Consider the following 26,794-nt stretch of genomic DNA (forward strand, 5'->3'; position numbering starts at 1 on the left):
GCCGGAGCTCTTCCGTAGATGACATCGCTGCTGTCACACTCACTCGCCAGGACGGTGGGAACCTTCGGGGATCCAGGAGGCCGGACGTGCTGGCAGCGACGAATCTCGACGTCGTCTACGACGAGGTGATGCTGGTCCTGCGTGGGGTCAGCCTCGAGGTCCCGCGCGGGCGGATCGTCGCGCTGCTCGGCGCGAACGGCGCCGGCAAGTCCACGCTGCTGCGCGCGTTGTCCGGGCTGCTGGACCTGCACGGCGGCAAGGTCAGCCGCGGGGCGGTCACGCTGGACGGCGAGCCGGTGCACAGCCTGGGGCCCAGCCGGATCGCTGCCCTGGGCATCAAACAGGTGATGGAAGGCCGCCGGATCTTCACCGAGCTGACGGTCGAGGAGAACCTGCGGATCGGAGGGCACGTCCGGCCGAAGGCGCTGAAGGTCAACCTGGACCGCACCTACGACCTGTTCCCGGTGCTGGCCGACCGGCGGCGCAAGGTGGCCGGCTACCTGTCCGGTGGCGAGCAGCAGATGCTGGCGATCGGCCGGGCGCTGATGTCGGACCCGGAGTACCTGCTGATGGACGAGCCGAGTCTCGGCCTGGCGCCGCTCGTCGTCCAGCAGATCCGGGACGTGATCGTCGACATCAACCGGGCCGGGACGACGGTGCTGCTGGTCGAGCAGAACGCGGCGATGGCGCTGGCGATCGCCGAGCACGGCTACGTGCTGGAGAACGGCGCGATGGTGATGGACAAGCCGGCCGCCGACCTGCTCGCCGACGGCGACGTCCGCGAGTTCTATCTCGGGCTCGGCGCCGAGGGCAGCGCCCGGTCGTTCCGGGACGTGAAGCACTACCGGCGCCGGAAGCGGTGGCTGTCGTGACCGCCACCGAGACCCGGCCGGCGGAGACGGCCCCGGCGCCGCCGCCGGTGCTGAGCTTCGACGACGTGCTGCTGGAGTTCTCCGGCGTGACCGCGCTGAACGGCGTCAGCTTCACCGTGGAGCCGGGCGAACTGTTCGCGGTGATCGGCCCGAACGGAGCGGGCAAGACCTCGATCTTCAACGTGCTGTCCGGCGTGTACCGGCCGCAGCGCGGCTCGGTCCGGTTCGGCGACCACGAGCTGATCGGGCGCAAGCCGCACGCGATCGCCCGGCTGGGCATCGCCCGGACCTTCCAGAACATCGAGCTGTTCGCCAACCTGACCGTGCTCGACAACCTGATGCTCGGCCGCCATCACCACCACCCGTACGGCGTGCTCGCGGCGTTCGCCTGGCTGGGCAAGGCGCGTCGCAACGAGCTCGCCAATCGCAAGGCTGTGGAGGAGATCGTCGACTTCCTCGAGCTCGCGCAGTGGCGGCGGATGCCCGTCGGGCTGCTCCCGTACGGCGTCCAGAAGCGGGTCGAACTCGGCCGGGCTTTGGCGGCGGAGCCGAAACTCCTGCTGCTGGACGAACCGGTCGCCGGGATGAACCTCGAGGAGACCGAGGACATGGCCCGGTTCATTCTCGACATCCGCGACGAGCTGGGGCTGCCGATGGTGATGGTCGAGCACGACATGGGGCTGGTGATGGATCTGGCCGACCGGATCCTGGTGGTCGACTTCGGCCGCCCGATCCGGACCGGCCGCCCGCGCGAGGTGGCGGCCGATCCGGACGTGGTGCGCGCGTACCTGGGCGAAGAACACCGGATCGTGGACCGGTCATGAGTACCGTCACGGCCGGGACCAGGCTCGCCACGATCGCGACGCGGGTGCGCGAGCGGGCGCGGACGACTCCGGACGTGATCGCCCTGCGGGAGAAGGATCTGGGGCTCTGGCAGCAGGTCAGCTGGTCGGCGTACTGGGACACGGCGGAGCTGGTCGGCCACGCATTGCTTGCCCTCGGCATCGAACCTGGGGACCGGGTGGCGATTCACTCGGAGAACCGCCGGGAGTGGCTCTACACCGACGTCGGCGCGGTCGCGGTGCGGGCCGCCACGGTCGGGCTCTACCCGACGAACCCGGTCGCCGAGGTCGCCTACCTGTTGCGGCACTCCGGATCCCGGGTGCTGGTCGCGGAGGACCAGGAGCAGGTCGACAAGGCCCTCGCGGTCGCCGACGAACTGCCGGACCTGGAACACATCGTCTACCTGGAACCGCGCGGCATCAGGCACCGGTACGACGACCCGCGGCTGCTCGCCTGGCCCGATTTCCTTGCCCTCGGCCACGAACACCGCGCCGCCCGTCCCGGGGCGGTGGACGAGCGGATGGACCAGGCCCGCCCGGACGACGTGGCGACGCTGGTCTACACCTCCGGCACGACCGGGCCGCCGAAGGGCGTGATGTTAACCGTCGCGAACGTCGACTTCGCCATCCGGGAGCTGGTCGAACGGGGAGGCTTCACCGGATCACCGCCCTCGCCGAAGGACAGCGTGCTGTCGTACCTGCCGCTGTGCCACGTCGCCGAGCGGGTCTTCAGTTGCTGGTTCGGCGCCGGCGCCGGGGTCCGCGTGCACTTCGCGGAGTCGATCGAGACCGTCGCCGGCAATCTGCACGAGGTGCAGCCGACCATCCTGTTCGGCGTCCCGCGGATCTGGGAGAAGATCGCGGCCGGCGTGCAGATCCGGATCGCGTCGGCGGCACCGCTCAAGCGGTCCGTCGGTGGCTTCTGGCTGCGCCGGGCGGACTGGATCGGCGGCGTCCTGGCGGCCAACGGCGGCCGGCACACCGCGGCCTCGCGGCTTGTCCACGCCGTCGGCTACCTGGTCTGCTACCGCGCGCTGCTCGACCGCGTCGGCCTGCGCAAGGTCCGGTACGCCGCCTCCGGGGCCGCGCCGATCGCGCCCGAAGTGCTGCGGTTCTTCATGGGGCTGGGGCTGCCGATGCACGAGGTGTACGGCATGACCGAGAACTCCGCGGTGGCCACCGCGAACCGTCCCGGCCGGGTGAAGGTCGGCACGGTCGGCGAGCCGCACGACCGGGTCGAGATCCGGATCGACGAACGCACCGGCGAGATCCTCACCCGGCACGACGGCACGTTCGCCGGCTACTGGCACGATCCCGAGGCCACCGCGCGGGTGATCGACCCGGACGGCTGGCTGCACACCGGCGACGTCGGCGAGTGGGTGGACGGCACCCATCTGCGCATCACCGACCGGATGAAGGACCTGATCATCACCGCGGGCGGTAAGAACATCGCCCCGTCGGAGATCGAGAACGCGCTGAAGGCCTCGCCGTACGTCAAGGAGGCGGTGGTGATCGGCGACGGCCGCAAGTACCTGACCGCGCTGATCGGGATCGAGCCGGACACGGTCGGCCACTGGGCCCAGCAGCGCCGGCTGCCGTACTCGACGTACCGGGACCTGAGCTCCAAGAAGGAGGTGATCGCGCTCGTGCAGGGCGTGGTCGACGAGGTCAACGAGCGGTTCTCGACCGTCGAGCAGGTGAAGACGTTCCGGCTGCTGCCGAAGCTGCTGGAGCACGAGGACGGCGAGCTCACCGCGACGCAGAAGGTCAAGCGCAGCGCCGTCGCGTCGGCGTACGAAGGATTGGTCGAGTCGATGTACCGGGTGGGTGCGCGATGAACGATCTCCTCGCCACGGTGGTCCGCGGCCTGGGCAACGGGTCGATCTACGCCCTGCTGGCGTTGGGCTTCGTGATCGTCTACAAGTCCATGCGGGTGATCAGCTTCGCCCAGCCGGCCTTCATGATGGTCGGCGGTCTGCTGGTCAGCTACCTGGTGCTGTCGATGAACTTCTTCCTGGCCGTCGTGGTCGCGCTGCTGCTGACCGGGCTGCTCGGGGTCGGCGTCGAACGGCTCGCGCTGCGGCCGATGATCGGCAAACCGGTGTTCGTGATCGCGATCATCACCCTCGGCGTCGACATCGTGATCCGCACGGTGGTGAACTCCTTCATCGGCGTGGACATCCGGCAGATGGGCGATCCCTGGGGCCTGCGGCAACTGACGGTCGGCGAGGTGACGATCGACCAGCGGCACCTGGCGACCCTCGTCACGACGCTGGTGGTCGTCGCGGCGCTGTTCGCCTTCTACCGCTGGTCCCGGACCGGGCTGGCGATGCGGGCGGCGTCGTCGGACCAGGAGGTGGCGCAGGCCCAAGGTGTTTCGGTCGGCGCGGTGTTCGCCCTGTCCTGGGCGCTCGCGGCGATGCTGGCCGGACTGGCCGGCGTGTTCCTGTCCACCGGCATCGGCCTCGAGCAGAACCTCTGGCTGACCGCGCTCAAGGCCCTGCCGGTGATCATTCTCGGCGGGCTGGACTCGCTCGGCGGCGCAGTCGTCGCGGGCCTGGCGATCGGTGTGGTCGAGGCGCTGGTCGGCAACTACGGCGGCTCGCTCAGTCCGGTGTTCGGCGGCGACTTCTTCCTGGTCGTGCCGTACCTGCTGATGCTGCTCGTCCTGCTGGTCAGACCGTACGGCTTGTTCGGGACCAGGGAGGTCGAGCGGATATGAGCGGACGCCTCGCCACGTCGTACGGGCAGGACATGGCTCTGCTCAACACCCCGGCCAAGCGCTGGTGGACGTTGGTTCTCGTCCTGGCCGCGGTCCTGCTGCCGTTCATGCTCGAGGACGATCTCCTGGTCGTGCTGGCGACCGCGTTCGTCGCCGCGATCGGGGCGATCGGCCTCAACCTCGTCACCGGGTACGCCGGGCAGGTGTCGCTCGGGCACGCGTTTTTCCTGGCGATCGGGGCCTACACGGCCGCCGCCCTGTCGGGGGATCCGGACAGTACCCGGCTGATCGGGTTCGGGATCACGTCGCTGCCGGTCTGGCTGCTCGCGGCCGGTCTGGTCGCCGGGTTGGCCGGGTTGATCGTCGCTCCGCTGGCCGCCCGGCTGCGCGGGCTTTACCTGGCCGTGGTGACGCTGGGACTGGTGTTCATCGGCGAGCACGTGTTCAAGCACTGGCGGGACCTGACCGGGGGAGTGGGGGTCGGGCGGCCGGCCGCCGTACCGGAGTTGTTCGGGCTGGAGTTCGCCGTCGACGGGGCGATGTTCACCAAGGCGCAGAAGCTCTACCTGCTGATGTTCGTGCTGCTGGTGATCTTCGGCGTGCTGGCCCGCAACCTGGTCCGCTCGCGGATCGGCCGGGCGCTGGCCGCGGTCCGGGACCGGGACCTGGCCGCGTCGGTGATCGGGGTCGACGTGACCCGGTACAAGATGATCGCCTTCGCGGTGTCGTCGTTCTACGCCGGCGTCGCCGGGGCGCTGCTGTACGTGATGATCGGCTTCGTCGAGCCGGGCTCGTTCAACCTGGCGCTGTCGGTGCAGTACATCGCGATGATCCTGGTCGGTGGGGTGGCGACCATCTCGGGATCGGTGCTGGGCGCGCTGTTCATCACCTTGCTGCCGCGGGTCACCCGCGAACTGCCGGCGGTGCTGCCGTTCGTGAGCAGCAGTTCCACCGCCGGCGGCATCACGGTCTTCCAGGTCGAGGCGATTCTGTACGGCCTGTTGATCATCGGTTTTCTGATCTTCGAACCGCGGGGGCTGTTCGGGATCTGGATCCGCATCCGCACCTACTGGAAGGCGTGGCCCTTCTCGCACTGACCCGACCGGGCCGGCGCTGGGGAGACCGAGGAGGAACAGCGATGAACACAACGCGCAGGACGGTCGCGGTGGGCCTGGTGGCCGCCGTACTGGCGGTCGCGGGATGCCGCAACGACGCCCCCGAGACGCAGGAGGGCAGCGAAGGCGTCAAGTTCGACGTCGGGGTGACCCAGGAACCGTGCCCGAGCGCGGTCGACCAGGCCAAGGGATGCATCTACCTGGGCGTCATCTCGGACCTGACCGAGGGGCCGTTCAAGGCCCTCGGCGTACCGGTGACCGAGGGGCAGAAGGCGTTCTGGAAGCGGGTGAACACCGCCGGCGGTATCGGTGACTACGAGGTCGACGTGGTCAAGTACACCAAGGACAACAAGTACAACCCGCAGGTGCACAACGAGGTGTACGCCGAGATCAAGCCGAACGTGCTCGGGCTCGCGCAGACGCTGGGCTCGCCTCCGACCGCGGCGATCCTGGCCGACCTCAAGGCGAGCAACGTGATCGCCGTACCGGCGTCGTGGACCTCGGCGTGGGCGTTCGAGGACGTGATTCTGGAGTCCGGGACGAACTACTGCTTCGAGTCGATGAACTCGGTCGACTACGGCGCGGAGACGTTGAAGGCCAAGACGGTCGCGGCCGTGCACTTCCCCGGCGACTACGGTGACGACGCCGCGGCCGGCGCGAAGATCGCCGCCGAGGCGAACGGGCTGACCTTCACCGACATCCCGACGGCGCCCGGGCAGGAGAACCAGGGCGCGGCGATCACCAAGCTGGTGGCCGCGAAGCCGGACCTGGTCATTCTCACCACCGGACCGACGGAGGCCGCGACGATCGTCGGCGGTGCCGCGCAGGCCGGTTTCAAGGGCAAGTTCATCGGCACCAGCCCGACCTGGAACCCGGCGCTGCTGAAGAGCCCGGCGGCACCAGCGCTGACCGCGCTCTACCTGCAGTCAGGACCGTGGGGCCCGTACGGGACCGACACACCGGGACACAAGGCGCTGCGGGAGACGGTCGGCGAGGCGGCGTTCAAGGCCGCACCGAGCGACGGGTACACCGCCGGCTGGGTCTGGTCGTACCCGATGAAGGCGGCGCTGGAGAAGGCGGTCGAGAGCAAGGACCTGACCCGCGCCGGCCTGCTGGCCGCGGTGAAGTCGCTGACCACGGTCGACTACGAGGGCATGCTGCCCGCGGAGGCCGGCAAGTACGGTGGGGAGCCGAACGAGCGGGTCTTCCGCCAGAGCCTGATCTCCAAGGTCGACGCCCCGTCGCCGACCGGCGTGGCGGTGGAGAAGGACTTCTTCACCGGCAAAACGGCCGCGGCCCACGAGTTCAGCAAGCCCTGTTACCAGTAGATTTGAAGCGGTCACGGTGAGTGTCTGACACTCGTTCTCTTGCTGTTGGGTTGTTGTTTACCGTACGTTCACTGGCGTCAACTGCTTGTACGCACAAGGAGGCCGGCCGTGTCCGCATCAAATCCCCTGTCCAGACGGCAGTTCGTCGCTCGCGCCGCCGCGGCGGGTGTTGCCGTCAGTGTGGTGGGGTCCGTCGAGGCGCTGTACACCGCTCAGCCGGCGCTCGGCACGTCCGGGCCGAAGATCGGGTACGGACCGCTGATCGAGGACCCGAAGGGAATGCTCGACCTGCCCCGCGGGTTCCGCTACAAGGTGCTCTCGCGCGAAGGCGCCGTCCGCCCCGACGGGGTGCAGACGCCGAGCCGCTTCGACGGGATGGGCACGTTCCCGGACCGCCACGGCGGCAACCGGCTGGTGCGCAACCACGAGTGCAGCCCGACCGCGACCATCCCGGTCAAGGCACCGGCCGAGTTGACCTACGACCCGGGCGCGGCCGGTGGCACCAGCACGCTGGTGGTCGACCGGCACAACCACACGGTCAAGGAGTTCACCAGCCTCGGCGGCTCGGCGATCAACTGCTCCGGCGGCATCACGCCGTGGCGCACCTGGCTGACCTGTGAGGAGACCGAGCTCAACGCCGGCGAGAGCGGCTACACCAAGGACCACGGCTACATCTTCGAGGTCGACCCGTACGACGGCCGCCGCAATCTGAACCCGTGGCCGCTGATGGAGATGGGCCGGTTCCAGCACGAGGCGGTCGCGATCGATCCGGCCACCGGGATCGTGTACGAGACCGAGGACGCGTTCGTCGCGCCGCTCGGTGGGTTCTACCGGTTCCTGCCGAACCGCCCGCGCGGCGGCTGGGCCAGTCTGCGGGCCGGCGGTGAGTTGCAGGCCATGCATGTCCCGGACCTGCCGGACCTGTCGGTGGTGCAGGAGGCGGGCACGGAGTTCGGGGGCGTGCAGTGGGTGAGGGTGCCCGACCCGCTGGCTGGGTCGGAGTCGGTCCGGGCGCAGGACTACGCCAAGCCGATCACCGGCGGGTACAAGCTCGAGGGCTGCTGGTGGGGCTCGCTGGACCGCTGCGTGTACTTCGTGTCGTCGTTCGCGCGGACCGAGCTCGGCCCGAAGGTCGACCACGACGGACAGGTCTGGCGCTACAACCCGCGGCGCAGGACATTGCGGCTCGAGGTCATCTTCACCCGGCCGAAGCCCGGCTCGGACGACCCCGAGTTCGACGCCCCGGACAACATCACGATGTCGCCGTACGGCGGGCTGATGATGTGTGAGGACGGCCTCGGCGAGCAGCACATCCTCGGCACCACCGAGGACGGCGAGGTCTTCAAGTTCGCCCGCAACCGGGTGAACAACGGCACCCCCACAGAACCCGAGTACGGCGAACTCGCCGGCGCCGGCTTCTCCGCCGACGGGCGCACGATGTTCTTCAACGTGTACACACCGGGCATCACTTACGCGATCACCGGCCCCTGGCGCCGCAGGCGCTGATCAGCAGAGCGCCGCAGGCGCTGATCAGTGACGCCGGAGGTCAGCAGGTACTGGCCTCCGGCGTACGCCGCCATCGTCAGCGTGCTCCGGCCGGGGAAGTCGTGCCCGGCCATCCGGACCGCGATCAGTGCGTCCGAGAACAGGAACAGCGCGCCGCCGGCCCCGCTGCGCGGGCTGTGCCACCGGGACACGATGGCGGTTGCCGTCAGCAACAACGCGTACGCGGCGACCGCAACGCGCTGCGACCCGAGGTCGCGCGACAGCACGGCGATCAGCGCCGCCCACAGCGCGCCGTACGCCGCGACGACGCGCCACGACCGTTGGCCGGGCTGGGACAGCAAGACGGCCAGGTAGCAGGCGTGAGCGGCCGCGAAGGCGGCGATCCCGGCCAGCTGGAAATTCGTCTCCAGCAACAGATCGCCGGCGGTGGACGCCAGCAGCGCGGCCTGGAGCAGCGGGGAGGCCTGCTGCGTCCGCGACCAGGACAGCAGCAGCGGCATCAAGGTCGCCTTGCTGGCCACCTTGAGGATCTTCGCGTCGACGGCGACCGCGGCGACGTGCACGACAGCGGCGGCGCAGTACGCGGTCAGGCGCCTGCGGCCGGCGGCCAGACTGGTCAGCCTCATGAGCGGCAGTATGCGGACCGAAGGTGAACGATCGACGGTCCGGGCACGGACGTTCGGGAGAACGACCGTGCCCGGAGGGGGAGTGCGTGGGGAGTCAGCGGTTCGACTGGGGGGTCAAGGCCGAGTCCCGCGCCCCGTCCTACGGTTCGTCGATGACGATCGCGGCCTCCATCTCCAGTACGCGGCGGTAGTCGTCGTCGAGGGTCTGCGGATCGCTGTGGATCAGGATCACCCAGGCCAGACAGGTGAACAGGTCGACGGTCTCCGGCACCACGGCGTCTTCGTCGTGCAGGATCTTCATCCAGTGGAACGACTTCAGCGACTCGATGCCGTCGAAGACCTCCCGGTTGCGGAAGTAGCCCTCGCGGTACGCCGAGACGAAGATCCCGCGCAGGTGCTGGACCAGGTCGAAGCTGTCCCGCACCTCCCCGCGGACGCGGTGCGCGACGGTCCGCTTGATGTGGTTGTCGCCGGTGGCCAGTTCGCTGACCATCTGGTGGCCGCCACCGGCGGGCCGCGCGGCGACCTCGATCAGGCGCGGGCCGTCCGCGGTCATCATCACCTCGGCGTGCCCGCACCCGGTGCGGATGCCGACCGCGTCGAGCACCTGCTGGGTGTACGGCCACAGCGCGAGCACTTCGGGATCGTCGGCGGCGAGGAAGTCGATCCGGTGGTAGATGCCGATCTTGTCGCCCCGGCTGATCTTGGTGTAGCGGCACACGTCGACCAGCGAGTGCCTGCCGTCGACGGTGTAGCTGTCGACCAGGTACTCGGTGCCCTCGGCGTACTCCTGGATCAGGACGGCGTCGTTGGTCAGGCCCATCTTGTTGGTCCGCCCGAGCACCCGGTCGAACCGCTCCCGCCAGTCGCCGTCCTCGAACACGACGTACACCTCGTCACCGGCGGCGCTCTTCGGCGGCTTGATCACCAGCCGCCGGCCGAGCAGGTCGTTCTCCTTCAGCCAGCGCTCGGCCTCGGCCGGGTCCGCGGTGCGCACCTGCCGCAGCCGGGGCACACCCGCGCGGCGCAGCGCCTCGGCCATCTCCCACTTGTCGCGCCGCGCGGACGCGAGCTCCGGCACGTTGCCGGTGCCCGGGACCAGGATCTCGATCAGCTGGTCGCACAGCTCGACGCCGCTCTCGGCACCGGGGATCAGGTACTCCGGCTCGTAGCGCCGAAGCTCCTCGGCCAGCGCGGCGACGTCCCCGGTGAAGTAGTGCACGTGCTCGAAGTCGTCAGGGTGCCAGCTGGTGGTGTACGCCGGCGGCGGTTCCGGACCGCTGAGCACGGCGACCGGGATCCGCCCGGCCTCCTTGAAGGCGGCAGGATATTCCTGCCCGGTGGACAACGGGTCCACGATGATCGTGTAGTCAGACATGAAGAACTCCTCCTACGAGCTCTCGCTCGGCAATGGTTCGGCGACCGGAACGGTGTCCACCGCGGCCGGCGGTTCCTCCGCGGCCTCGGGTTTGCCGGGCATGGCGAAGTAGGCCAGGACGACGCCGACGGCGCCCGCGAGTCCGCACCACAGCCACACCTGGGTCCCGGAGTTGTTCCACACCCACACGCCCAGGAACGGGCCGAGCGCGGAGCCGAGACCGAACATGGCGTGCGCGGAGCCGACGTACCGGCCCAGCAACTGCGGTGGCGCGGCCATGCCGGGATAGGCGAACATCGTCGGTCCCGCGATGATCTCGGCCAGCGTCCACAGCAGGGTGCCGATCACGAAGATCGCCACGCCGCCGGGCAGTGCGTAGAACGCCAGACCGCCACCGAGCAGGACGAACCCCGCGATCACCACCAGCTTGGCGGGCCAGTGCTGGACCACCTTGGTGACCAGCAGCTCGCAGGTGATCACGATGAACCCGTTCAGCGCGACCACCGCGCTGAACCACCAGGTCGACAAGCCGTCGGCCTTCATGTGCAGCGGAAGCACCGCGAGGTACTGCATGTAGATCGCGGCGTTGATGAACATGCAGACCAGGAACAGCACGTACTTGTAGTCCCGCAGCACGGTCAGGTAGTTGCCGCGGTCGGCGGGTGCGTCCTGCACCTCGCCGTCATCGGCCGCCTCCGTCGTCGTGGACCGCCGCTTCGGCAGCGCGATGATCGCGACGGCCGCGTAGGCCAGCGCGGCCAGCGCCTCGCCGATGAACAGCAGGTCCCACGAGACGGCGACCAGGGCCGCACCGACGAGCGGTGCGGCCGTGGCTCCGACGTTCATCGTCAACCGGTAGACCGCGAAGATCATCACCTGGCGGTGCTTCGGGGTCAGCTCGGTCAGCAGCGCCGCCGAGGCGGGCCGGTAGAACTGCCCGACCGCTCCGGCCAGCGCGACCACGACGAGGACGGCGGTGTAGCTCGGCACGTAGGCGATCGCCAGCACGAAACCGGCCATGCCGAACATGCTGATCAGCACGGCGGCGCGGGGCCCGATCTTGTCCGACAGCGAGCCGCCGATGATCAGGCCGATCACCGTTCCGCCGCCGTACACGCCGAGCGCCGTACCGGCCTGGACGTCGCTGAAGCCCTTCGAGGTGGTCAGGAACAGCACCAGGAAGACCTGCAGGAACCAGCCGAGCTTGTTGACGAAGTTGCCGATCAGCAGCGCCTTGACCGCGACCGGGGCCTCCCGGATGGTCACCCAGATGCCGGTGTCCTGCGTGGTGTCCGTCATGAGGTCGCCTCCTCAGGTTCCTTCGCCTTCACCTTGCCGGACCAGCGCAGCGCCTTCTCCGCCGCGTCGAGTCCCGCCCGGCAGTCGTCCAGCGACGTGGCCACCACGGTCGCGTACGCGATCCGGCCCCACAGCGTGCCTTCCGGCGGGGGACTGGTGGTCTGTCCGGCCTCCATCAGCGGAACCAGCTGGTCGATCGTGGCCGGCAGGTCGGTCGAGTCGAACTCCACCGAGTCCAGCACGGTGTCGTTCTCGTCGACGTAGAAGAACCGCACCCCGCCGACCATCGTGCGGTCCGGGACCAGCTCGGGGGTACGGCCGGTGGCGACCGCCGCCGCGGCCAGGCCCGGGTCGGCACCGGTCGCCTGCAGCCCGAGGTAGGGGATCATGTCGCCGCCGATCCGGGCGTTGATCTCGATGATCTTCGGGCCGTCGGCGGTCATCATGATCTCGGTGTGCGTGACCCCGTCGGTGAACTCGATCGCGGCGTGGGCGTCGGCCAGCACCTGGAACAGCTGTTCGTCGGCCAGCAGCGGGTCGGCCGCGTCGACGAAGTGCCCGATCTCCTCCGCGTACGGCGGGTAGCCGATCTCCTTGCGGGCCAGGCAGAACGGCGTCACCTGTCCCTGGAACACGGCCGAGTCGATGCTGATCTCGTAGCCGTCGGCGAACTCCTCGACCAGCACCTTGACGTCGTAGTGCGGCGCCTCGGGCACGGTCGTGTCGTGCGCGAAGGCCCAGTTGGCCTTCAGCTCGTCGGCCGAGTTGACCTTGACCACGCCGAGGCTGGCCGCCAGCGCGCGGGGCTTCAGGATCACCGGGTAGCCGAGCTTCTCGGCGGTGACCAGCGCGTCGTCGACGGTGTCGACGAGCACGGACTCCGGCTGCGGCACGCCCTGCGCGGCGAGCGCCGTACGGGTGAGGTGCTTGTCGCGGCAGCGGTTGATCATCGCGACGTCACCACCCGGCAGGCCGAGCGCCTCGGCGACGTGGGCGGTCTGCAGGATCCGGGCCTCGTCCCAGCAGAGCACGCCGTCGATCGGCTGCTCGGCGTGCAGCTTCTGCGCGGCGACGACCAGCGCCTCGGCGTCGAGCGTGGTCTCCAGCACGGTCCAGGCCTCGATGTAGTCCTTCTCCCACGTCGGCTCGGCGTGCAGGAACATGTGGATCCGGTACTGCGGCGCGATCGAGCGCAGGATGTACTCGCGGAACAAGCGCATCCCGGTCGCCACCACGAGCAGGTGCGGACGTTCGTTCGTCGGGTTCATCTCAGGCCTCCCGGACCGGAGCGGGGATCTGCTCGATGTAGGTGACGCCGCTGCTGCCGTCGCTGCGACGGAAGTGGTCGGCGATCCGGATGTTGCCCCGGGCATCGAACTCGGGGATGCTGACGCACTCGCCGCTGACCACCTCACCGGCCACGGTGAGCAGGCTGTAGGCGGCACGGATCGAGCCGTCGTCCTGCAACTGCCCGACCAGCCGGCCGCACCGCAGCGTGCCGCCGGCGTAGAACTCGGCCCAGACCAGGTCGCGGTCGCGGTGGTACTGCCCGTACGGCGCACCGCCGGCCGGGTCGTCGACGACCAGCCGGAACCAGACGCCGTCGACGTCGGGCACCAGCGGCTCGGGCGCGGCGGCGGTCACCACTGCACCGCGCAGAGCTCGTCGGAGATCGGGTAGATCTCCCGGTCGAACATCGAGTTCAGCACGATCGCGGCCCGGACCGGCAGCTGGGTCAGCCCGGCGTTGGTCAGGCCGTGGCTGTAGCGGCTGGCGTTGAACGAGTAGATCCGGTGGCCGTTCATGCCCTTCCAGCGCACCGAGTAGTCGGGCTCGACCAGCATCTCGCCGTCGTCGTCGTAGTCGATCCGCTCGCGCAGGTCGTCGCTGAACGGCGCCTGCACGTGCTCGCGGCCGGCGGCGACCACGACGTGCCGGACATCGTGCTCCTCCGGCGCGGCGACCGTCGAGCAGCGCAGCCGCAGCATGCCGTCGGCGAGCAGCTCGGACGACGTGACGTCGCGGCCCGGCAGCAGCGTGACCGGGAACCGGCCCAGCGTCAGCAGGCCGTCGTAGTTGGCCTGGTACAGCGCACGGAGGCCGCCGGGCGTGATCGCGTCACCGCTGTAGCGGGAGTCGACGATCATCTCGCGGCGCTTGGTGCGGGTCAGGCCCTGCAGGTACTCGATGTGCGACGGCCGGTAGAGCTCGTTGGCCATCGGGGAGTCGTCGATGCTGCGGAACCACTGGTTCCGGCCGAGCCAGCGGATGTCGGTGAAGCCGGAGCCGAGCAGTCGCAGCACGCACTCCAGACCGGTCTGTCCGCCACCGACGACCGCGATCGGGTCGGCCTTGTGCGCCTCGAGGTCGGGCATCCGGACCCCGAGCTCGTCGGCGATGAAGGCCCGGCCGGACGGCAGGTTGCGCACGTAGTCCGGCCAGACCGGACGGGTTCCGAGGCCGAGCACCAGGTGCTCGGAGACCGCGACCGGCGTACCGTCGACGGACACCTCGAAGCCGTCGTCGGTGATCGCGATCGAGTCCACCCGGGAGCTGAAGTTCACCACGCCGAGCCGCTCGGTGGCCCAGGCCAGGTAGCGCTCGTACTCGATCCGGGGCAGCGAGTCGAACTGGGAGTTGATCAGCGCGTACAGCCGCCCGGAAGTGACCAGGTAGTTCAGGAACGTCAGCTCGTGCCGGGGGTCGACCAGCGACACCAGGTCCTTCATCCACCCGGTCTGCATCCGTACGCCGGGGTAGAGCAGCGGCGTGTGCCAGCCGGCCACCGGCCGGGAGTCGAACAGCGCCAGCCGCTCGGTGGTGACGTTCTTGTACAGGGCGGCCAGCGAGAGGTTCGACGGCCCGGCTCCGATCCCGATCGTGTGGTACCGGGTCAGGCTGGTGGCGTCGGTGCTTCGTCTGGTGCCTGGTTCCATGATGGTCATGCGCTTGTTCTCCGTCCGCGAAGTGGTGGTGCGCGTGTACTCACCGGTGGCCAGTGGCCCGAGCAGGTCGCTCGCGGCCGTCCGGCTCGCGGCCAGCGCGGTTTTCACGCTGCCGCCGGACCCACCGGTGAAGGTGAAGAGCCGATGTGTGCTGCCGAGCACCGACCACAGGGTCAGGACCGGCGGATCGGCGTAACAGTCGGCGTTGGTGACCGTGTGCGCGGTCTCCAGCAGCCGTAGGTGTGGCAGTCGCTCGCCCGCGAGCCGAACGGCCTGGGCCGTCAGGTCGTGTAGCGGCGCGCTGCTGCCGGGTGGGACGGACCAGCGGTGCGTGTCGACGCCCAGCAGCAAACCGCCGTCTGCCGTCGGGCGCCCGTACAGGTCGCTGGTCTCGTCGACGAACATGGTCGGGAGGGCTCCCGCCACGCGGTGCACGGCGACCTGGATCGCCTTCGTCCGGTACTGGTCGGCCGGCAGGGCATTGCCGGTGAGCAGTCCGGGCGTCCACGGACCGGCCGCGACCACGACGACGTCGTACCGGGCAGTGCCGCTGGGTGTGCGGCAGCTGACCGAGCCGTCAGGGTGCGGGCGCAGTCCGAGCACAGGGCCGGTGACGACCCTGCTGTCCTTGGTGCGGGCCAACTGGTCGATCACCAGCGCCCGCAGCTGGTCGGGCCGGATGAACCCGGCCCGCTTCTCCAGTACGCCGACCGTCCCGTCCGGCAGCCCGTGCCAGCCGAGGCGGCGCAGCGTGCTCCCGTCGACGAGTTCGGTGGAGCCGGGGTGCACGTGCTCCACCTCGGCGACGGCGTCCTCCAGCCCGGCGTACCCGTCGAGCAGGTACGTCGAACCGGTCTCGGTGTAGCCGGCCCGGTCGAGCAGGCCCGGTGTCTCGAACAGCTCGGCCAGGCTCTCGACCGCGAGCCGGCGCTGCTCCGGGTGGGTCTCGAAGCCGCGGACCCCGCCGCCCGACGCAGCCGTCGCGTCCGGCCCCGGTACGCCGGTGACGAGGTCGACCGCAACCGCCGGGCCGGTGCCCGAGTGGTTGCTCAGCCGCCAGGCCAGCAGGGTGCCGGCGATTCCGGCACCGATCACGCAGATCCGCATCGGTCTACTCGTCCGTTCCGGTCAGCGCCGTCCGGAGGTGACCGGTCTCCCGGACCCCTCCGTCGAGCAGCCGCAACAGGCTGCGCGCGGCCAGCGCCGGGTCGAAACCGGCCGGGCGCAGAGCGGCCTCACCACGGGCCAGCTCGCGCTCGGCGAGCGCTGGATCAAGCGTTCGACGCGCCGGCGGCCGGTCGGCGAGCAATGATTCGGCCTGATCGGCGAAGGCGCGAAAAGAATGCCAGGTGAAATCACTGCGATAACGGTCCGGACGGTCCCAGGCGAGGAACAAACGAACGATTGACGGGTCTTCCTTCCGCAACAGTTCGTTCGCCCAGACGGCGTGATTGCGGCTGGTCGAGAACTTCGCGCCGTCGAGGGTGTAGAACTCGTTCACGACCAGACCCGAAAGCGGCAATTCCGTCATTCCGCAGGCCGCCCACAGCGCCTGCCAGTACACGGCGTACCAGTAGGCGTTGTCCAGGCCGAGGAAGTGCCACAGCGAGTTCACCCGGCCGAGCGCGGCCAGGTAACCGGGCAGATCGGTGGCCGCCGGGTCGATCGCCCGGGCGATGGTCGCCAGGTCGGTCAGCGCGACCTCGGTGTACGGACCGATCCGCAGACCGGTCAACTCCCGGTCGCCCTCGATGCCCCAGTTGGTCGGGTACGCCAGCGCGATCTCCGGCAGCCCGGCCGCGAGTTGCCGCCCGATCAAGGCCCGGACGGCCGGTGGCAGCTGGGCTCGCAGCCAGACCGAGGTGAGCGCGTCGCGGTAGTCCTCCATCCGCAGGACGGGCACGGTCGCCTGGAACGGGCGCGGTGCGCCGCCGCAGCGGCCGCAGACCGGATCGACCATGGTCTCGACCTGGGTGAAGCCACCGCACTGCTCGCAGGCCCCACCGGCGGCCGGCGTGTGACAGCCGCCGCAGAGCCCGCTCAGGTAGGACTCGTGCAGCGTCCGGCCGCAGTCCTCGCAGGCGTACAGGGTGACCTCACGCAGCGGGGCCGCACCGCTCACGACCAGGTGGTTCATCAGGTCGCGGATGACCGGCGCGTGCTCGTCGGACAGCGGGTCGCTGAACCGGTCGTAGCCGATTCGCGCTTGCTGGTAGGTCTCCTGGATGCCGGCGCGGAAGTCCGCGAGCATCTCGCCGACGTCGAGACCCTCGAGTTCGGCGCGGGTCAGCACGTAGTTCTGGTGCACGTCGAGGCCGGTGGTGACCACGACCTGCTCGCCGCGGGCGCGGGCGGCCCGGGCGGCGATGTCGGCCGCGAGGTAGGGACCCGACAGATGACCGACGTGCAGGGGCCCGTTCGCGGTCGGCTGGGGAAAGGTGAAAACGGTGACTGGTTCCGCGACCGGATCAGTCATGGCCGGCCGCCACGGTCTCGGCCGGTCTGACGCTCTGCAGGGCGAGCGCGTCGGCGGCGGCGACCGCTGCTTCGGGATACCAGTAGGCGCTGAACACGGTGAGCACCTCGTCGGTGGACCGGTTCTGGACGACGTGCGCCTCCTTGCTGTCCAGCAGGAACGCGTTGCCGTGCGGGACGACTGTCTCGGTACCGCCGACCAGGACGTGCGCCGTACCGGCCACGACGATCGACAGTTCGAGTTCCGGGTGCTGGTCGATCGGGCTCTCGTCGCCCGGCGGGACCGAGTACCACATCGCCTGGAAAGGCATCGTGGCGCCGAGGCCGTACTGCTCCCAGCGGACCACGCGAAGATCGTTCACGAAGAGGCTTTCGCCGGTGGGTAAGTCGAATGTACGCATGCTTCACTACCCTCCGTAACCGCGTGTGCGCGCGGCTCGAGAAGTTGTGGAAATGAAGGTACGGACCAGACGCTTGAATTCAGCCTTGGTGAGCACCCGGCTGCACGCGGCGGCGTACGGCGAGGGTGAAACCGGCGACCCCCCAGTCTCCGTGACCGGAAATATAGGTAAGGTCACGCTCGGAGTAAAGGGGAGTACGCAACGAATTGCTCAAAACGCGTAACCGCACCGGAAATCATTCGTTACGCACCGGCTTCGACCGCATTCTGTGCCGGACCGGGCACGCAAAGCGATCGGTTGGTTGAAGCTGGTCAGACCTGGCCGGGGAAGGCGGTCGGGCGACCGCCCCAGCCGAGCTGGTCACGCGCGGTCGCGATCAGCGCCTGCACAGCGAAGGCGCGAGTCCGGTCCTGCTCGGCGGCCTCGACCAGGTCGCCGTACACCGCGGTCAGCCGGCGCTCGATGCCGAGGATCAGCGCCGCCGCGGTGGCCGCGTTCGTCACCGCCTGAGGCAGGTCGTACGCCGGTTCGGCCGCGGCCGGGGTCTGGCCGCTCTCGACCAGCAGCGCCGCGAGCTTGTCGCGCCGGGACCGGTGCCGCTCGTACAAGGTGGTCGCCGCCCCGAACCGGGCGCCACTGAGCTTGCCCCCGGCAACGCCGACGCCGTACAGGGCCGCGTGCTCCCCGGCGATCGCCGCCTGCAGCGCTTCGACCTCCGTCATCGGGTGACCTTCTTCGGAGCGAACGAGGCGGCCAACTGGCTCTCGGAGGCCGCGATCATCGCCAGCACGCGCGCAGCAGGGCCGGTCAGCTTGCCGGCCGCGGTGGCGTGGGCGACGGACAGCCGCTGCTCCCGGGACGCCAGATCAGCCAGTACGGCGGCCGACGCCTTCGGCAGCGGTGGGAGCTTGCCGGGCTGTGGTGGCTCGAAGTCGCCGAGTTCCTTCAGCTTCGCGACATGGGCGGCGTGGCTCTGCACCGCGATCGCCAGCTGCCCGCGCAGAGCGGGGACGGACTGGCCGGCCTGGCTGACCCGCAGGGCCAGCTGCGCGATCTGGGTGGCCGCGGTGGTCAGTGCGGCCACGACCTCGGGATCCGTGCTCGGCTCAGGCGCCTGCACCTCGCCGTCCGGGCCGGCCGACGCTCCCGGCGGACCGGCGTCCGGCTTGTCGTCGTCGCACCCGGTGGCCAGGGCGGCGGCGCCCGCCACCACGACGGCGGTCCGGAGCGCGGTACGGCGCGACAGGCGGTGGGGATCGATCGGCACGGCCGAACCCTATCCGCTCGGCGGCTCTGTCAGGGGCTCGGCCAGGGCACGGTCGAGCCGTTGGTGAGAACAAGGTCGTGGGCCGGATAAGGTGGGCTACTGCCCTGCGAATCGGGGCACGACGGGTGCACAACTGGAGAGAGGCAGGTTTACCTGTGAGCCGAAGGACTGACCACACGGACACCACGAGCCTCGAGAACTTCCTCCGGCCGATCGTCGAGCAGTTCGGCTGCGACCTGGAGGAAGCCGACATCGCTCCGGCGGGCCGTCGCCGGCTGCTGCGCGTGCTGGTCGACCGCGACGGCGGGATCAGCCTGGACGACGTCGCCGAGATCACCCGCGCGATCTCCAAGGCGCTCGACGCCGACGACATCATGGGCGAGGGCGCCTACGTCCTGGAGGTCTCCAGCCCCGGTGTCGACCGGCCGCTTACGCTGCCGCGGCACTGGCGGCGCAATCTCACCCGGCTGGTCACGGTCACGCTGCACAGCGGCGACAAGCTGACCGGCCGGATCAAGACGGTCTCCGACGAGGCCGCCGAACTGGACGTCGAGGGCCAGGTCCGCACGGTGCGGTACGCCGACGTGGCCAAGGCCAAGGTCCAGATCGAGTTCAACCGGCCTGCCGGCAACGACGAACCTGCCGAGCGCGACGCCGACGGCACGGTGGAGGAGAACTGATGGACATCGACATGGCCGTCCTGCGCTCGCTGGAGCGGGAGAAGGACATCGCCTTCGACGTCGTGGTGGAGGCGATCGAGCAGGCGCTGCTGGTCGCCTACCACCGGACCGAGGGCGCGCAGCAGCACGCCCGCGCCGAGCTGGACCGCAAGACCGGGCACGTGATGGTCTACGCCCGGGAGATGGACGCCGAGGGCAACCTGGTCCGCGAGTACGACGACACCCCGGCCGACTTCGGCCGGATCGCGGCGACCACCGCCAAGCAGGTGATCCTGCAGCGGCTGCGCGACGCCGAGGACGAGGTGCGCTACGGCGAGTTCTCCGGCAAGGAGGGCGACATCGTCTCCGGTGTCATCCAGCAGGGCCGCGACCCGCGCTCGGTGATGGTCGACCTGGGCAAGATCGAGGCCGTGCTGCCGGCCCCGGAGCAGGTGCCGGGGGAGAAGTACGAGCACGGCTCGCGGCTGCGGGTCTACGTGGTCGGGGTCCGCAAGGGTTTCAAGGGCCCGCAGATCACCGTGTCCCGCACACACCCGAACCTGGTCAAGAAGCTGTTCGCGCTGGAGGTTCCGGAGATCGCCGACGGCACCGTCGAGATCACCGCGATCGCCCGCGAGGCCGGCCACCGGACCAAGATCGCGGTCCGCACGCTGAACCCGTCGGTGAACGGCAAGGGCGCGTGCATCGGCCCGATGGGCCAGCGGGTGCGCAACATCATGCACGAGCTGCACGGCGAGAAGATCGACATCATCGACCACAGTGACGACCCGGCGACCTTCGTCGGCAACGCGCTGTCGCCGGCGCAGGTCTCCTCGGTCGAGGTCGTGGACGCGGCGGCGCGCTCCGCGCGGGTCGTCGTACCGGACTACCAGCTGTCGCTGGCGATCGGCAAAGAGGGGCAGAACGCCCGGCTGGCCGCCCGCCTGACCGGGTGGCGGATCGACATCCGGCCGGATACCGATGTGACTCGTGGGAACGAGAAGGTAGACTGATCTCTCGGTCGGTCGACTGAGTCGTCACCACACCCTGAGGAACTGTGACAGAGACTGCAGACGCGCGCCCTGGAAAGCTTCGGGAGCGCACCTGTATCGGGTGCCGGAAACGAGCCAGTCCGTCCGATCTGCTGCGGATGACGGTGTCCGGAGGACGTGTCCTCCCGGATCCCGCCCATCGGGCACCCGGCCGCGGGGCGCATGTGCACCCGGTGACCGAGTGTCTCGACCTCGCCGAGCGACGCAAAGCGTTCCCGCGGGCCTTCAAGGTCCCGGGTCCGCTGGACCTGAGTCTCGTGCGGGCACAGGTCGAGCAGTGAGTACCAGCAGCACCAAGTGCGGCCGCCCGGCCGCCCACGGTTTGAGCCGTGACGACATGAAGGCGGGTCATCGACTCATGACCACTCGATGAGTGTCGAACGATGAGTGCAATGCGATGAGCATGTACGTCAACTAACGGTCCGCGCCCCCAGGCTCGGACCAGAGGGAGAGTAGTGGCAAAGGTCCGGGTCTACGAGCTCGCGAAAGAGCTCGGAGTTACCAGCAAGGTCGTACTGACCAGGCTGAACGACATGGGTGAGTTCGTCCGATCGGCGTCCTCGACGATCGAGGCACCCGTAGTCCGTAGGTTGGCGGAGGAGTTCGAGAAGAACCCGCCGAAGAAGCGCGCGGCCAAGAAGGCCCCCGCAAGCACATCCGCTGCGACGCAGGCGACCGCTCCGGTCACCCCGGCGGAGCCCGCCGCGCCCAAGGCAGCTCCTGCCCCCGCGGCACCGGCCGAGCGCACCGCTCCGGCCGCCGAGGCCGCTCCGGCCCCGGCAGCACCGAAGGCTCCCGAGGTCTCCGCCCCCGCGGCGCAGGCTCCGGCCACCGAGGCTCCGGCCCGGGAGACCAGCGCTCCCGCGGCAGGCGGTGCCACCCCGGCACCGGCTCGCCCCGGCCCGCGCCCCGGCCCCCGGCCTGGTCCGCGGACCGAGGCTCCGGCCGCTCCGGCGACCCCCGAGCCGGCGTTCGAGGCTCCGGCCGCGAAGGCCACTCCGGCCCAGCCGGAGGCACCTGCCGCTCCGGCGGCTCCGGTGCAGGAGCAGCGTCCGGCCGCCGAGGCTCCGGCCGCTCGCGCGCCGCGTCCGGCCGAGGACTCCCGTCCGGCCCCGCGTCCCGGTACGCCGGGCGCCGGTCCGCGTCCCGGCGCGGCTCCCCGTCCGGGGCAGTCCGGCTCCGCGCCGCGTCCCGGTGGTGCACCGCGTCCGGGCGCTCCGCGTCCCGGTGGCGGTCGTCCGGGTGGTCCCGGCGCCGGTGGACCTGGTGGTCCCCGTCCGGGTGCTCCGCGTCCGGGCAACAACCCGTTCAGCCCGACCCAGGGCATGCAGCGCGGTGGCGCCCGCCCGGGTCAGGGTGGTGGCGGTGCGCAGGCTCCGTCGGGCGCCAGCCCGGCCGGCATGCCCCCGCGCCCGCCGCAGGCCCGTAGCGGCGGCGGCAACGACCGTCCGCGTCCGGGCGGCGTACCGGGTGCTCCCCGGCCGAACCCGGCGATGATGCCGAAGTCGTCGGCAGGCACGTTCACCGGTCGTCCGTCCGCTCCGGCGGGTGGCGGCCGCGGGCGCCCCGGTGGCGGCGGCGGTCCGGGTGGACCGAGTGCCGGTCCGCGCGGTGGCGGCGGTGGCGGTGGCGGCGGTTTCCGTCCCGGTGGTGGCCCGAGCGGTCCCCCCGGTGGTGGCGGCGGCGGTCGTCCGGGCCCGGGCAACCGGGGCCGGGGCGGGACGCAGGGTGCCTTCGGGCGTCCGGGCGGTCCGGCCCGTCGTGGTCGCAAGTCCAAGCGCGCCAAGCGCCAGGAATTCGACAACATGCAGGCTCCGGCCGTCGGCGGCGTCCGCGTCCGGCACGGTAACGGCGAGGTCGTCAAGCTCGCCCGCGGTGCCTCGCTGACGGACTTCGCCGAGAAGGTCGGCGCGGATCCGGCGTCGCTGGTGCAGGTGCTGTTCCACCTCGGTGAGATGGTGACCGCGACCCAGTCGGTCAACGAGGAGACCCTGCAGCTGCTCGGCACCGAGCTCGAGTACGACGTGCAGATCGTGTCCCCCGAAGACGAGGACCGCGAGCTGCTGCAGTCGTTCGACATCGACTTCGGCTCCGACGAGGGCGACGAGGACGACCTGGTCAAGCGGCCGCCGGTGGTGACCGTGATGGGTCACGTCGACCACGGTAAGACCAAGCTGCTGGACGCGGTCCGCGAGGCGAACGTGGTCGCCAAGGAGGCCGGTGGCATCACCCAGCACATCGGTGCCTACCAGGTGACCACCGAGGTCGACGGCGTGCAGCGCGCGATCACCTTCGTCGACACCCCGGGTCACGAGGCGTTCACCGCCATGCGTGCTCGTGGTGCGCAGGCCACCGACATCGTCATCCTGGTGGTCGCGGCCGACGACGGCGTGATGCCGCAGACGATCGAGGCGCTGAACCACGCCCGCGCGGCCGGTGTGCCGATCGTGGTCGCGGTCAACAAGATCGACGTCCCGGCGGCGGACCCGACCAAGGTGCGCGGTCAGCTGACCGAGTACGGCCTGGTCCCCGAGGAGTACGGCGGCGACACGATGTTCGTCGACGTCTCGGCGAAGTCCCGGATCAACATCGACGGGCTGCTCGAGAGTGTCGTGCTGACCGCGGACGCGGCGCTCGACCTGCGGGCCAACCCGAACATGCCGGCCCAGGGCATCGCGATCGAGGCGAACCTCGACAAGGGCCGGGGTCCGGTGGCGACCGTGCTGGTGCAGCGCGGAACGCTGCGGGTCGGCGACTCGATGGTGGCCGGTCCGGCCTACGGCCGGGTCCGGGCGATGCTGGACGAGCACGGCGACCCGGTCGAGGAGGCGACGCCGTCGCGTCCGGTCCTGGTCCTCGGTCTGACCGCCGTCCCCGGCGCCGGCGACAAGTTCCTTGTCGTCGACGACGACCGGATGGCCCGCCAGATCGCCGAGAAGCGCGAGGCACGGGCTCGTGCGGCGGCCAACGCCAAGCGGCGCGCGCGTCGTACCCTCGAGGACTTCATGGCCTCGATGGAGAAGGGCGAGACGCAGGAACTGCTGCTCATCCTGAAGGGCGACGTGTCCGGTTCGGTCGAGGCGCTGGAAGACGCGCTGGTCCGGATCGAGGTCGGCGACGAGGTCAACCTGCGGGTCATCGACCGTGGTGTCGGTGCGATCAACGAGAACGACGTCAACCTGGCCATCGCGTCGAACGCCGTCATCATCGGCTTCAACGTGCGGCCGGCCGGCAAGGCCGGTGACGTGGCCGAGCGCGAGGGCGTGGATGTCCGGTACTACTCGGTCATCTACTCGGCGATCGACGACATCGAGGCGGCCCTGAAGGGCATGCTCAAGCCGATCTACGAGGAGGCCGTGCTCGGCCAGGCGGAGATCCGCGAGATCTTCCGCTCCTCCAAGGTGGGCAACATCGCCGGTTGCTGGGTGACCAGCGGCCTGATCCGGCGCAACGCGAAGGTGCGGTTGATCCGGGACGGCGCGGTGGTCGTCGACAACACCGAGCTGTCGTCGCTGAAGAGGTTCAAGGACGACGCGTCCGAGGTCCGCGAGGGCTTCGAGTGCGGTCTGACCATCAACAACTTCAACGACATCAAGATCGGCGACATCGTCGAGTCGTTCGAGCTGCGCGAGAAGCCGCGCAGCTGACAAAGGACCGGGCGCCGGGATCGGTCGATCCCGGCGCACAGTTCGCGGAGTAACGTCCGGAACGACGGTGTCACAGCCGCCGTTCCGGACGTTACGTATGACTGAGGGAGTGAGCCCGGATGGGTGAAGCAAGGGCGAAGCAGCTGGCCGACCGGATCCAGGTCCTGGTGGCCGAACTGCTGGAGCGCCGGGTCAAGGACCCTCGGCTCGGCTTCGTCACCGTGACCGACGCCAAGCTGACCGCCGATCTCGGTGAGGCCAGCGTCTTCTACACGGTGTACGGCGGTGAGCAGGAGCGGGCGTCCACGGCGGCCGCGCTGGAGTCGGCCCGCGGGCTGATCCGCAGCGAGGTCGGCAAGGCGCTGGGGCTGCGCCGGGCGCCGAGCCTGGCGTTCTACCTCGACGCGATCCCGGAGACCGCCGGGCAGATCGAGGAGCTGCTGGCCAAGGCCCGCCAGGCCGACGCCGAGGTGGCCAAGGCCGCCGCGGGCGCCAAGCCGGCCGGCGACGCCGACCCGTACAAGCGCCGCGAGGACGATGACGACGACGACGAGTGAACCGATCGTTGCCGACGGCATCGTCGTCGTCGACAAGCCGGCCGGGCTGACCTCGCACACCGTGGTCGCCCGCGTCCGGCGACTGGCCGGCACCCGCAAGGTCGGGCACGCCGGCACGCTCGACCCGATGGCCACCGGTGTCCTGGTGGTCGGGGTCAACCGGGCGACCCGGCTGCTCGGCCACCTGCAACTGGCCGACAAGTCGTACGACGCGACGGTGCTGCTCGGGGCGACCACGACCACCGACGACGCCGAGGGTGAGCTGCTCAGCACCGCGTCGCCGGAGGCCCTGGCGGCGATCACCCCCGAGGCGATCTCGGCGGCGATCGAGCCGTTCCGCGGCGAGATCTCGCAGATCCCGTCGAAGGTGTCGGCGATCAAGGTCGACGGCAAGCGCGCGTACGAGCGCGTCCGGGCCGGCGAGCAGATCGAGCTCAAGGCGCGGGCCGTCACGATCAGCCGGTACGACGTACTGGCGGTCCGGCGGGGTGAGCAGGGCATCGAGGTCGACATCTCGGTGGACTGCTCGAGCGGCACCTACATCCGCGCGCTGGCGCGGGACCTCGGCGCGGTGCTCGGGGTCGGTGGGCACCTGACCGCGCTGCGCCGGACGCGGGTCGGCGGGTTCGACCTGTCCGCGGCGCACACGCTCGAGGCGCTCGGCGACAAGTTCGTGCTGCTGCCGATCGCGGACGTCGCGGCGCAGACCTTTCCGCGCTTCGACGCCGATGCCGAGCAGGAGGCCGCCATCCGGACCGGCCGTCCACTGCCGGGGCTGAAGCTGGACGCGGGGGAGACGGCGATGTTCGCGCCGGACGGGACGTTCCTGGCGCTGTACGCGCCGCATGGTCCGCTGGCCAAGCCGAGTGCGGTTTTTGTCGGTTAGCTGACGGTGCCGCGGGTGCCGTCGACGCTGATCGGCTGACCGTCCGCGAAGGCGGTCATCACGGCGGGGATGCCGAGCACGGCGGGGATGCGGCGTTCGCGGGCGACGATGGCCGCGTGGCACAGGCGTCCGCCGGTCTCGGTGACCACCGCCGCGACGACGCCGAACAACGGCGTCCAGGCCGGGTCGGTGAACCGGCAGACCAGGACGTCGCCGGGCCGGACCCGGCCGAAGTCCTCGGGGCCGTGGACGACACGCGCCGGCCCGGTGGCGGCGCCCGGACTGCCGGGGGTTCCGCGGAGAATCCGCGATTCCGCCCGCTCTGCCGGGTCCGTGGCGTTCGCCGGGTCCGCGGCCTCCGCGTGGTCCCTCGGGTCGGTGGTAGTTGCATCCGGCAACGGCAGGTCGGCGGTGACCGGGCGGGCCTGGAGCAGCCAGATGTGCCCGTCCCGGACGGCGAACTCGATGTCCTGCGGTCCGCCGAGGTGGGCCGCGACGTCCTGACCCAGCCGATGCAACCGTGCAAGCTCGTCGTCGGTGAGGCACAGCACCTGTTGCCGATCGGGCGGCACCAAGCTGGTCTCCAATCCGGCCGGTCCGCGGTCGATCCGCGTTCGCTTGTCGCCGCGGCGGCGGTCGGTAACGCCGCCCAGCCCGACCGTGAAGGCGTCGGGCGTCACCAGACCCTGCACCACGCTCTCCCCGAGTCCCCAGGACGCCTCGATCACGCTGTCGCCGCCCTCGACGGTGAACAACACCCCGGTAACGTCGGCGTCGACGAGCTGCTGCACGATCACCGCCATCGGAGTGACGGCGGACGGCGGCACCCTCTTCGGGTTCACCGATTGCCCCGCGCGGTAGGCGACCGCGCGGTCGGACCAGAGCGACTCCCGGGTCGCCAGAATCTTGTTGATCACCGCCGGCGACCCTTCGACCCCGAGGAAGCTGTCGTACTGCCCAGCGGCCGAGGCACCCACCGTGTCCTCGCCCGCGGCCGACGACCGTACGGCGACCGGCCCGTTACCCAGTCCGGCCAACGCTTCGGCCACCGCGCCGGTCAGGTCCTCGATGTCAGCGGGGACGACAAAACCCGCCGGCACCGGAAAGCCCGCGCGGATCAGCGCGCCGAGCGTCGCCGCCTTGGGCCCGGCCACCGAACCCGTGGCGTCGGCCAGTCTGACAATCACGCCGCCTCCAACTTCAACAAGATGTTGACA

At 70.2% G+C, this 26,794-nt stretch carries 24 protein-coding genes; 13 read left to right on the forward strand and 11 right to left on the reverse strand.

Annotated features, from left to right (window positions below):
- Window positions 1-86: 86 nt before the first annotated feature.
- From ACQPXM_RS16915 to ACQPXM_RS16945, 7 genes are all read left to right on the forward strand, one after another.
- On the forward strand, window positions 87-872 hold the full coding sequence (locus tag ACQPXM_RS16915) for an ABC transporter ATP-binding protein (protein WP_432949611.1): 786 nt from the start codon (window positions 87-89) through the stop codon (window positions 870-872).
- Complete coding sequence (locus ACQPXM_RS16920) at window positions 869-1,696, forward strand: ABC transporter ATP-binding protein (RefSeq protein WP_432949613.1); 828 nt, start codon at window positions 869-871, stop codon at window positions 1,694-1,696. The genes ACQPXM_RS16915 and ACQPXM_RS16920 overlap by 4 nt, the downstream gene beginning before the upstream one ends.
- A complete protein-coding gene (locus ACQPXM_RS16925; protein WP_432949615.1) occupies window positions 1,693-3,552 on the forward strand; it encodes an AMP-dependent synthetase/ligase in 1,860 nt (619 codons plus the stop codon). Before ACQPXM_RS16920 ends, ACQPXM_RS16925 begins: the two co-directional genes overlap by 4 nt.
- The gene (locus ACQPXM_RS16930) at window positions 3,549-4,436 is read left to right on the forward strand and encodes a branched-chain amino acid ABC transporter permease (protein ID WP_432949617.1); all 888 of its coding nucleotides are present in this window, start codon (window positions 3,549-3,551) and stop codon (window positions 4,434-4,436) included. The genes ACQPXM_RS16925 and ACQPXM_RS16930 overlap by 4 nt, the downstream gene beginning before the upstream one ends.
- On the forward strand, window positions 4,433-5,533 hold the full coding sequence (locus ACQPXM_RS16935) for a branched-chain amino acid ABC transporter permease (protein ID WP_432949619.1): 1,101 nt from the start codon (window positions 4,433-4,435) through the stop codon (window positions 5,531-5,533). The genes ACQPXM_RS16930 and ACQPXM_RS16935 overlap by 4 nt, the downstream gene beginning before the upstream one ends.
- Before the next feature lie 41 nt (window positions 5,534-5,574).
- Window positions 5,575-6,879: an ABC transporter substrate-binding protein gene (locus ACQPXM_RS16940; protein WP_432949621.1), complete on the forward strand. Its 1,305-nt coding sequence runs from the start codon at window positions 5,575-5,577 to the stop codon at window positions 6,877-6,879.
- Between the two features lie 108 nt (window positions 6,880-6,987).
- Complete coding sequence (locus ACQPXM_RS16945; RefSeq protein WP_432949623.1) at window positions 6,988-8,385, forward strand: alkaline phosphatase PhoX; 1,398 nt, start codon at window positions 6,988-6,990, stop codon at window positions 8,383-8,385.
- Here ACQPXM_RS16945 and ACQPXM_RS16950 read toward each other — a convergent pair.
- From ACQPXM_RS16950 to ACQPXM_RS16995, 10 genes are all read right to left on the reverse strand, one after another.
- The gene (locus ACQPXM_RS16950) at window positions 8,349-9,011 is read right to left on the reverse strand and encodes a lysoplasmalogenase family protein (protein ID WP_432949625.1); all 663 of its coding nucleotides are present in this window, start codon (window positions 9,009-9,011) and stop codon (window positions 8,349-8,351) included. The two genes, ACQPXM_RS16945 and ACQPXM_RS16950, sit on opposite strands and share 37 nt — an antisense overlap.
- Window positions 9,012-9,150: 139 nt before the next feature.
- Window positions 9,151-10,389: an ATP-grasp domain-containing protein gene (locus ACQPXM_RS16955; RefSeq protein ID WP_432949627.1), complete on the reverse strand. Its 1,239-nt coding sequence runs from the start codon at window positions 10,387-10,389 to the stop codon at window positions 9,151-9,153.
- A gap of 12 nt (window positions 10,390-10,401) precedes the next feature.
- On the reverse strand, window positions 10,402-11,688 hold the full coding sequence (locus ACQPXM_RS16960) for an MFS transporter (protein ID WP_432949629.1): 1,287 nt from the start codon (window positions 11,686-11,688) through the stop codon (window positions 10,402-10,404).
- Window positions 11,685-12,956 carry an ATP-grasp domain-containing protein gene (locus ACQPXM_RS16965; protein WP_432949631.1) on the reverse strand — a complete coding sequence of 424 codons (1,272 nt, stop codon included), beginning with the start codon at window positions 12,954-12,956 and terminating at the stop codon, window positions 11,685-11,687. Before ACQPXM_RS16965 ends, ACQPXM_RS16960 begins: the two co-directional genes overlap by 4 nt.
- A 1-nt stretch (window position 12,957) precedes the next feature.
- On the reverse strand, window positions 12,958-13,332 hold the full coding sequence (locus ACQPXM_RS16970; protein WP_432949633.1) for a hypothetical protein: 375 nt from the start codon (window positions 13,330-13,332) through the stop codon (window positions 12,958-12,960).
- On the reverse strand, window positions 13,329-15,740 hold the full coding sequence (locus tag ACQPXM_RS16975; protein WP_432949635.1) for an FAD-dependent oxidoreductase: 2,412 nt from the start codon (window positions 15,738-15,740) through the stop codon (window positions 13,329-13,331). Before ACQPXM_RS16975 ends, ACQPXM_RS16970 begins: the two co-directional genes overlap by 4 nt.
- Window positions 15,741-15,744: 4 nt before the next feature.
- Window positions 15,745-17,109, reverse strand: a complete 1,365-nt coding sequence (locus tag ACQPXM_RS16980) for a class I tRNA ligase family protein (RefSeq protein ID WP_432949637.1) — start codon at window positions 17,107-17,109, stop codon at window positions 15,745-15,747.
- The gene (locus tag ACQPXM_RS16985) at window positions 17,102-17,470 is read right to left on the reverse strand and encodes a cupin domain-containing protein (protein ID WP_432949639.1); all 369 of its coding nucleotides are present in this window, start codon (window positions 17,468-17,470) and stop codon (window positions 17,102-17,104) included. Before ACQPXM_RS16985 ends, ACQPXM_RS16980 begins: the two co-directional genes overlap by 8 nt.
- A 350-nt stretch (window positions 17,471-17,820) precedes the next feature.
- Complete coding sequence (locus tag ACQPXM_RS16990) at window positions 17,821-18,231, reverse strand: ferritin-like domain-containing protein (protein WP_432949641.1); 411 nt, start codon at window positions 18,229-18,231, stop codon at window positions 17,821-17,823.
- Window positions 18,228-18,776 (reverse strand): cell division protein FtsK, encoded by a 549-nt coding sequence (locus tag ACQPXM_RS16995; RefSeq protein ID WP_432949643.1) that lies wholly within the window; start codon window positions 18,774-18,776, stop codon window positions 18,228-18,230. Before ACQPXM_RS16995 ends, ACQPXM_RS16990 begins: the two co-directional genes overlap by 4 nt.
- Before the next feature lie 155 nt (window positions 18,777-18,931).
- On the opposite strand from ACQPXM_RS16995, the gene rimP reads away from it, so the two are divergent.
- The 6 genes from rimP (at window position 18,932) to truB (ending at window position 25,577) form a co-directional block, all read left to right on the forward strand.
- Entirely contained in the window at window positions 18,932-19,456 is a 525-nt protein-coding gene (gene rimP / locus ACQPXM_RS17000; protein WP_432949645.1) for a ribosome maturation factor RimP, read from the forward strand.
- Window positions 19,456-20,448 (forward strand): transcription termination factor NusA, encoded by a 993-nt coding sequence (nusA, locus tag ACQPXM_RS17005; protein ID WP_432949647.1) that lies wholly within the window; start codon window positions 19,456-19,458, stop codon window positions 20,446-20,448. The genes rimP and nusA overlap by 1 nt, the downstream gene beginning before the upstream one ends.
- 137 nt (window positions 20,449-20,585) lie before the next feature.
- Window positions 20,586-20,768: a YlxR family protein gene (locus ACQPXM_RS17010; RefSeq protein ID WP_432949649.1), complete on the forward strand. Its 183-nt coding sequence runs from the start codon at window positions 20,586-20,588 to the stop codon at window positions 20,766-20,768.
- Between the two features lie 174 nt (window positions 20,769-20,942).
- Entirely contained in the window at window positions 20,943-24,134 is a 3,192-nt protein-coding gene (infB, locus tag ACQPXM_RS17015; protein ID WP_432949651.1) for a translation initiation factor IF-2, read from the forward strand.
- Window positions 24,135-24,253: 119 nt separating this feature from the next.
- Window positions 24,254-24,691 carry a 30S ribosome-binding factor RbfA gene (gene rbfA, locus ACQPXM_RS17020; protein WP_077016757.1) on the forward strand — a complete coding sequence of 146 codons (438 nt, stop codon included), beginning with the start codon at window positions 24,254-24,256 and terminating at the stop codon, window positions 24,689-24,691.
- A complete protein-coding gene (gene truB / locus ACQPXM_RS17025) occupies window positions 24,672-25,577 on the forward strand; it encodes a tRNA pseudouridine(55) synthase TruB (RefSeq protein WP_432949654.1) in 906 nt (301 codons plus the stop codon). Before rbfA ends, truB begins: the two co-directional genes overlap by 20 nt.
- Here the strand turns inward: truB and ACQPXM_RS17030 are convergent.
- A complete protein-coding gene (locus ACQPXM_RS17030; protein ID WP_432949656.1) occupies window positions 25,574-26,764 on the reverse strand; it encodes a PEP/pyruvate-binding domain-containing protein in 1,191 nt (396 codons plus the stop codon). The genes truB and ACQPXM_RS17030 overlap by 4 nt on opposite strands.
- Window positions 26,765-26,794: the final 30 nt, after the last annotated feature.

It is taken from the genome of Kribbella sp. CA-253562, assembly GCF_050942265.1.
GTDB lineage: Bacteria > Actinomycetota > Actinomycetes > Propionibacteriales > Kribbellaceae > Kribbella.

Excerpts from the sequence above, each read along its gene's own strand:
- ACQPXM_RS16925 (WP_432949615.1), top strand. The coding sequence starts at position 1,693 with ATGAGTACCGTCACGGCCGGGACCAGGCTCGCCACGATCGCGACGCGG.
- ACQPXM_RS16930 (WP_432949617.1), top strand. The coding sequence starts at position 3,549 with ATGAACGATCTCCTCGCCACGGTGGTCCGCGGCCTGGGCAACGGGTCG.
- ACQPXM_RS16935 (WP_432949619.1), top strand. The coding sequence starts at position 4,433 with ATGAGCGGACGCCTCGCCACGTCGTACGGGCAGGACATGGCTCTGCTC.
- ACQPXM_RS16940 (WP_432949621.1), top strand. The coding sequence starts at position 5,575 with ATGAACACAACGCGCAGGACGGTCGCGGTGGGCCTGGTGGCCGCCGTA.
- ACQPXM_RS16950 (WP_432949625.1), bottom strand. The coding sequence starts at position 9,011 with ATGAGGCTGACCAGTCTGGCCGCCGGCCGCAGGCGCCTGACCGCGTAC.
- ACQPXM_RS16955 (WP_432949627.1), bottom strand. The coding sequence starts at position 10,389 with ATGTCTGACTACACGATCATCGTGGACCCGTTGTCCACCGGGCAGGAA.
- ACQPXM_RS16960 (WP_432949629.1), bottom strand. The coding sequence starts at position 11,688 with ATGACGGACACCACGCAGGACACCGGCATCTGGGTGACCATCCGGGAG.
- ACQPXM_RS16965 (WP_432949631.1), bottom strand. The coding sequence starts at position 12,956 with ATGAACCCGACGAACGAACGTCCGCACCTGCTCGTGGTGGCGACCGGG.
- ACQPXM_RS16975 (WP_432949635.1), bottom strand. The coding sequence starts at position 15,740 with ATGCGGATCTGCGTGATCGGTGCCGGAATCGCCGGCACCCTGCTGGCC.
- ACQPXM_RS16980 (WP_432949637.1), bottom strand. The coding sequence starts at position 17,109 with ATGACTGATCCGGTCGCGGAACCAGTCACCGTTTTCACCTTTCCCCAG.
- ACQPXM_RS16990 (WP_432949641.1), bottom strand. The coding sequence starts at position 18,231 with ATGACGGAGGTCGAAGCGCTGCAGGCGGCGATCGCCGGGGAGCACGCG.
- nusA (WP_432949647.1), top strand. The coding sequence starts at position 19,456 with ATGGACATCGACATGGCCGTCCTGCGCTCGCTGGAGCGGGAGAAGGAC.
- ACQPXM_RS17010 (WP_432949649.1), top strand. The coding sequence starts at position 20,586 with ATGACGGTGTCCGGAGGACGTGTCCTCCCGGATCCCGCCCATCGGGCA.
- rbfA (WP_077016757.1), top strand. The coding sequence starts at position 24,254 with ATGGGTGAAGCAAGGGCGAAGCAGCTGGCCGACCGGATCCAGGTCCTG.
- truB (WP_432949654.1), top strand. The coding sequence starts at position 24,672 with ATGACGACGACGACGAGTGAACCGATCGTTGCCGACGGCATCGTCGTC.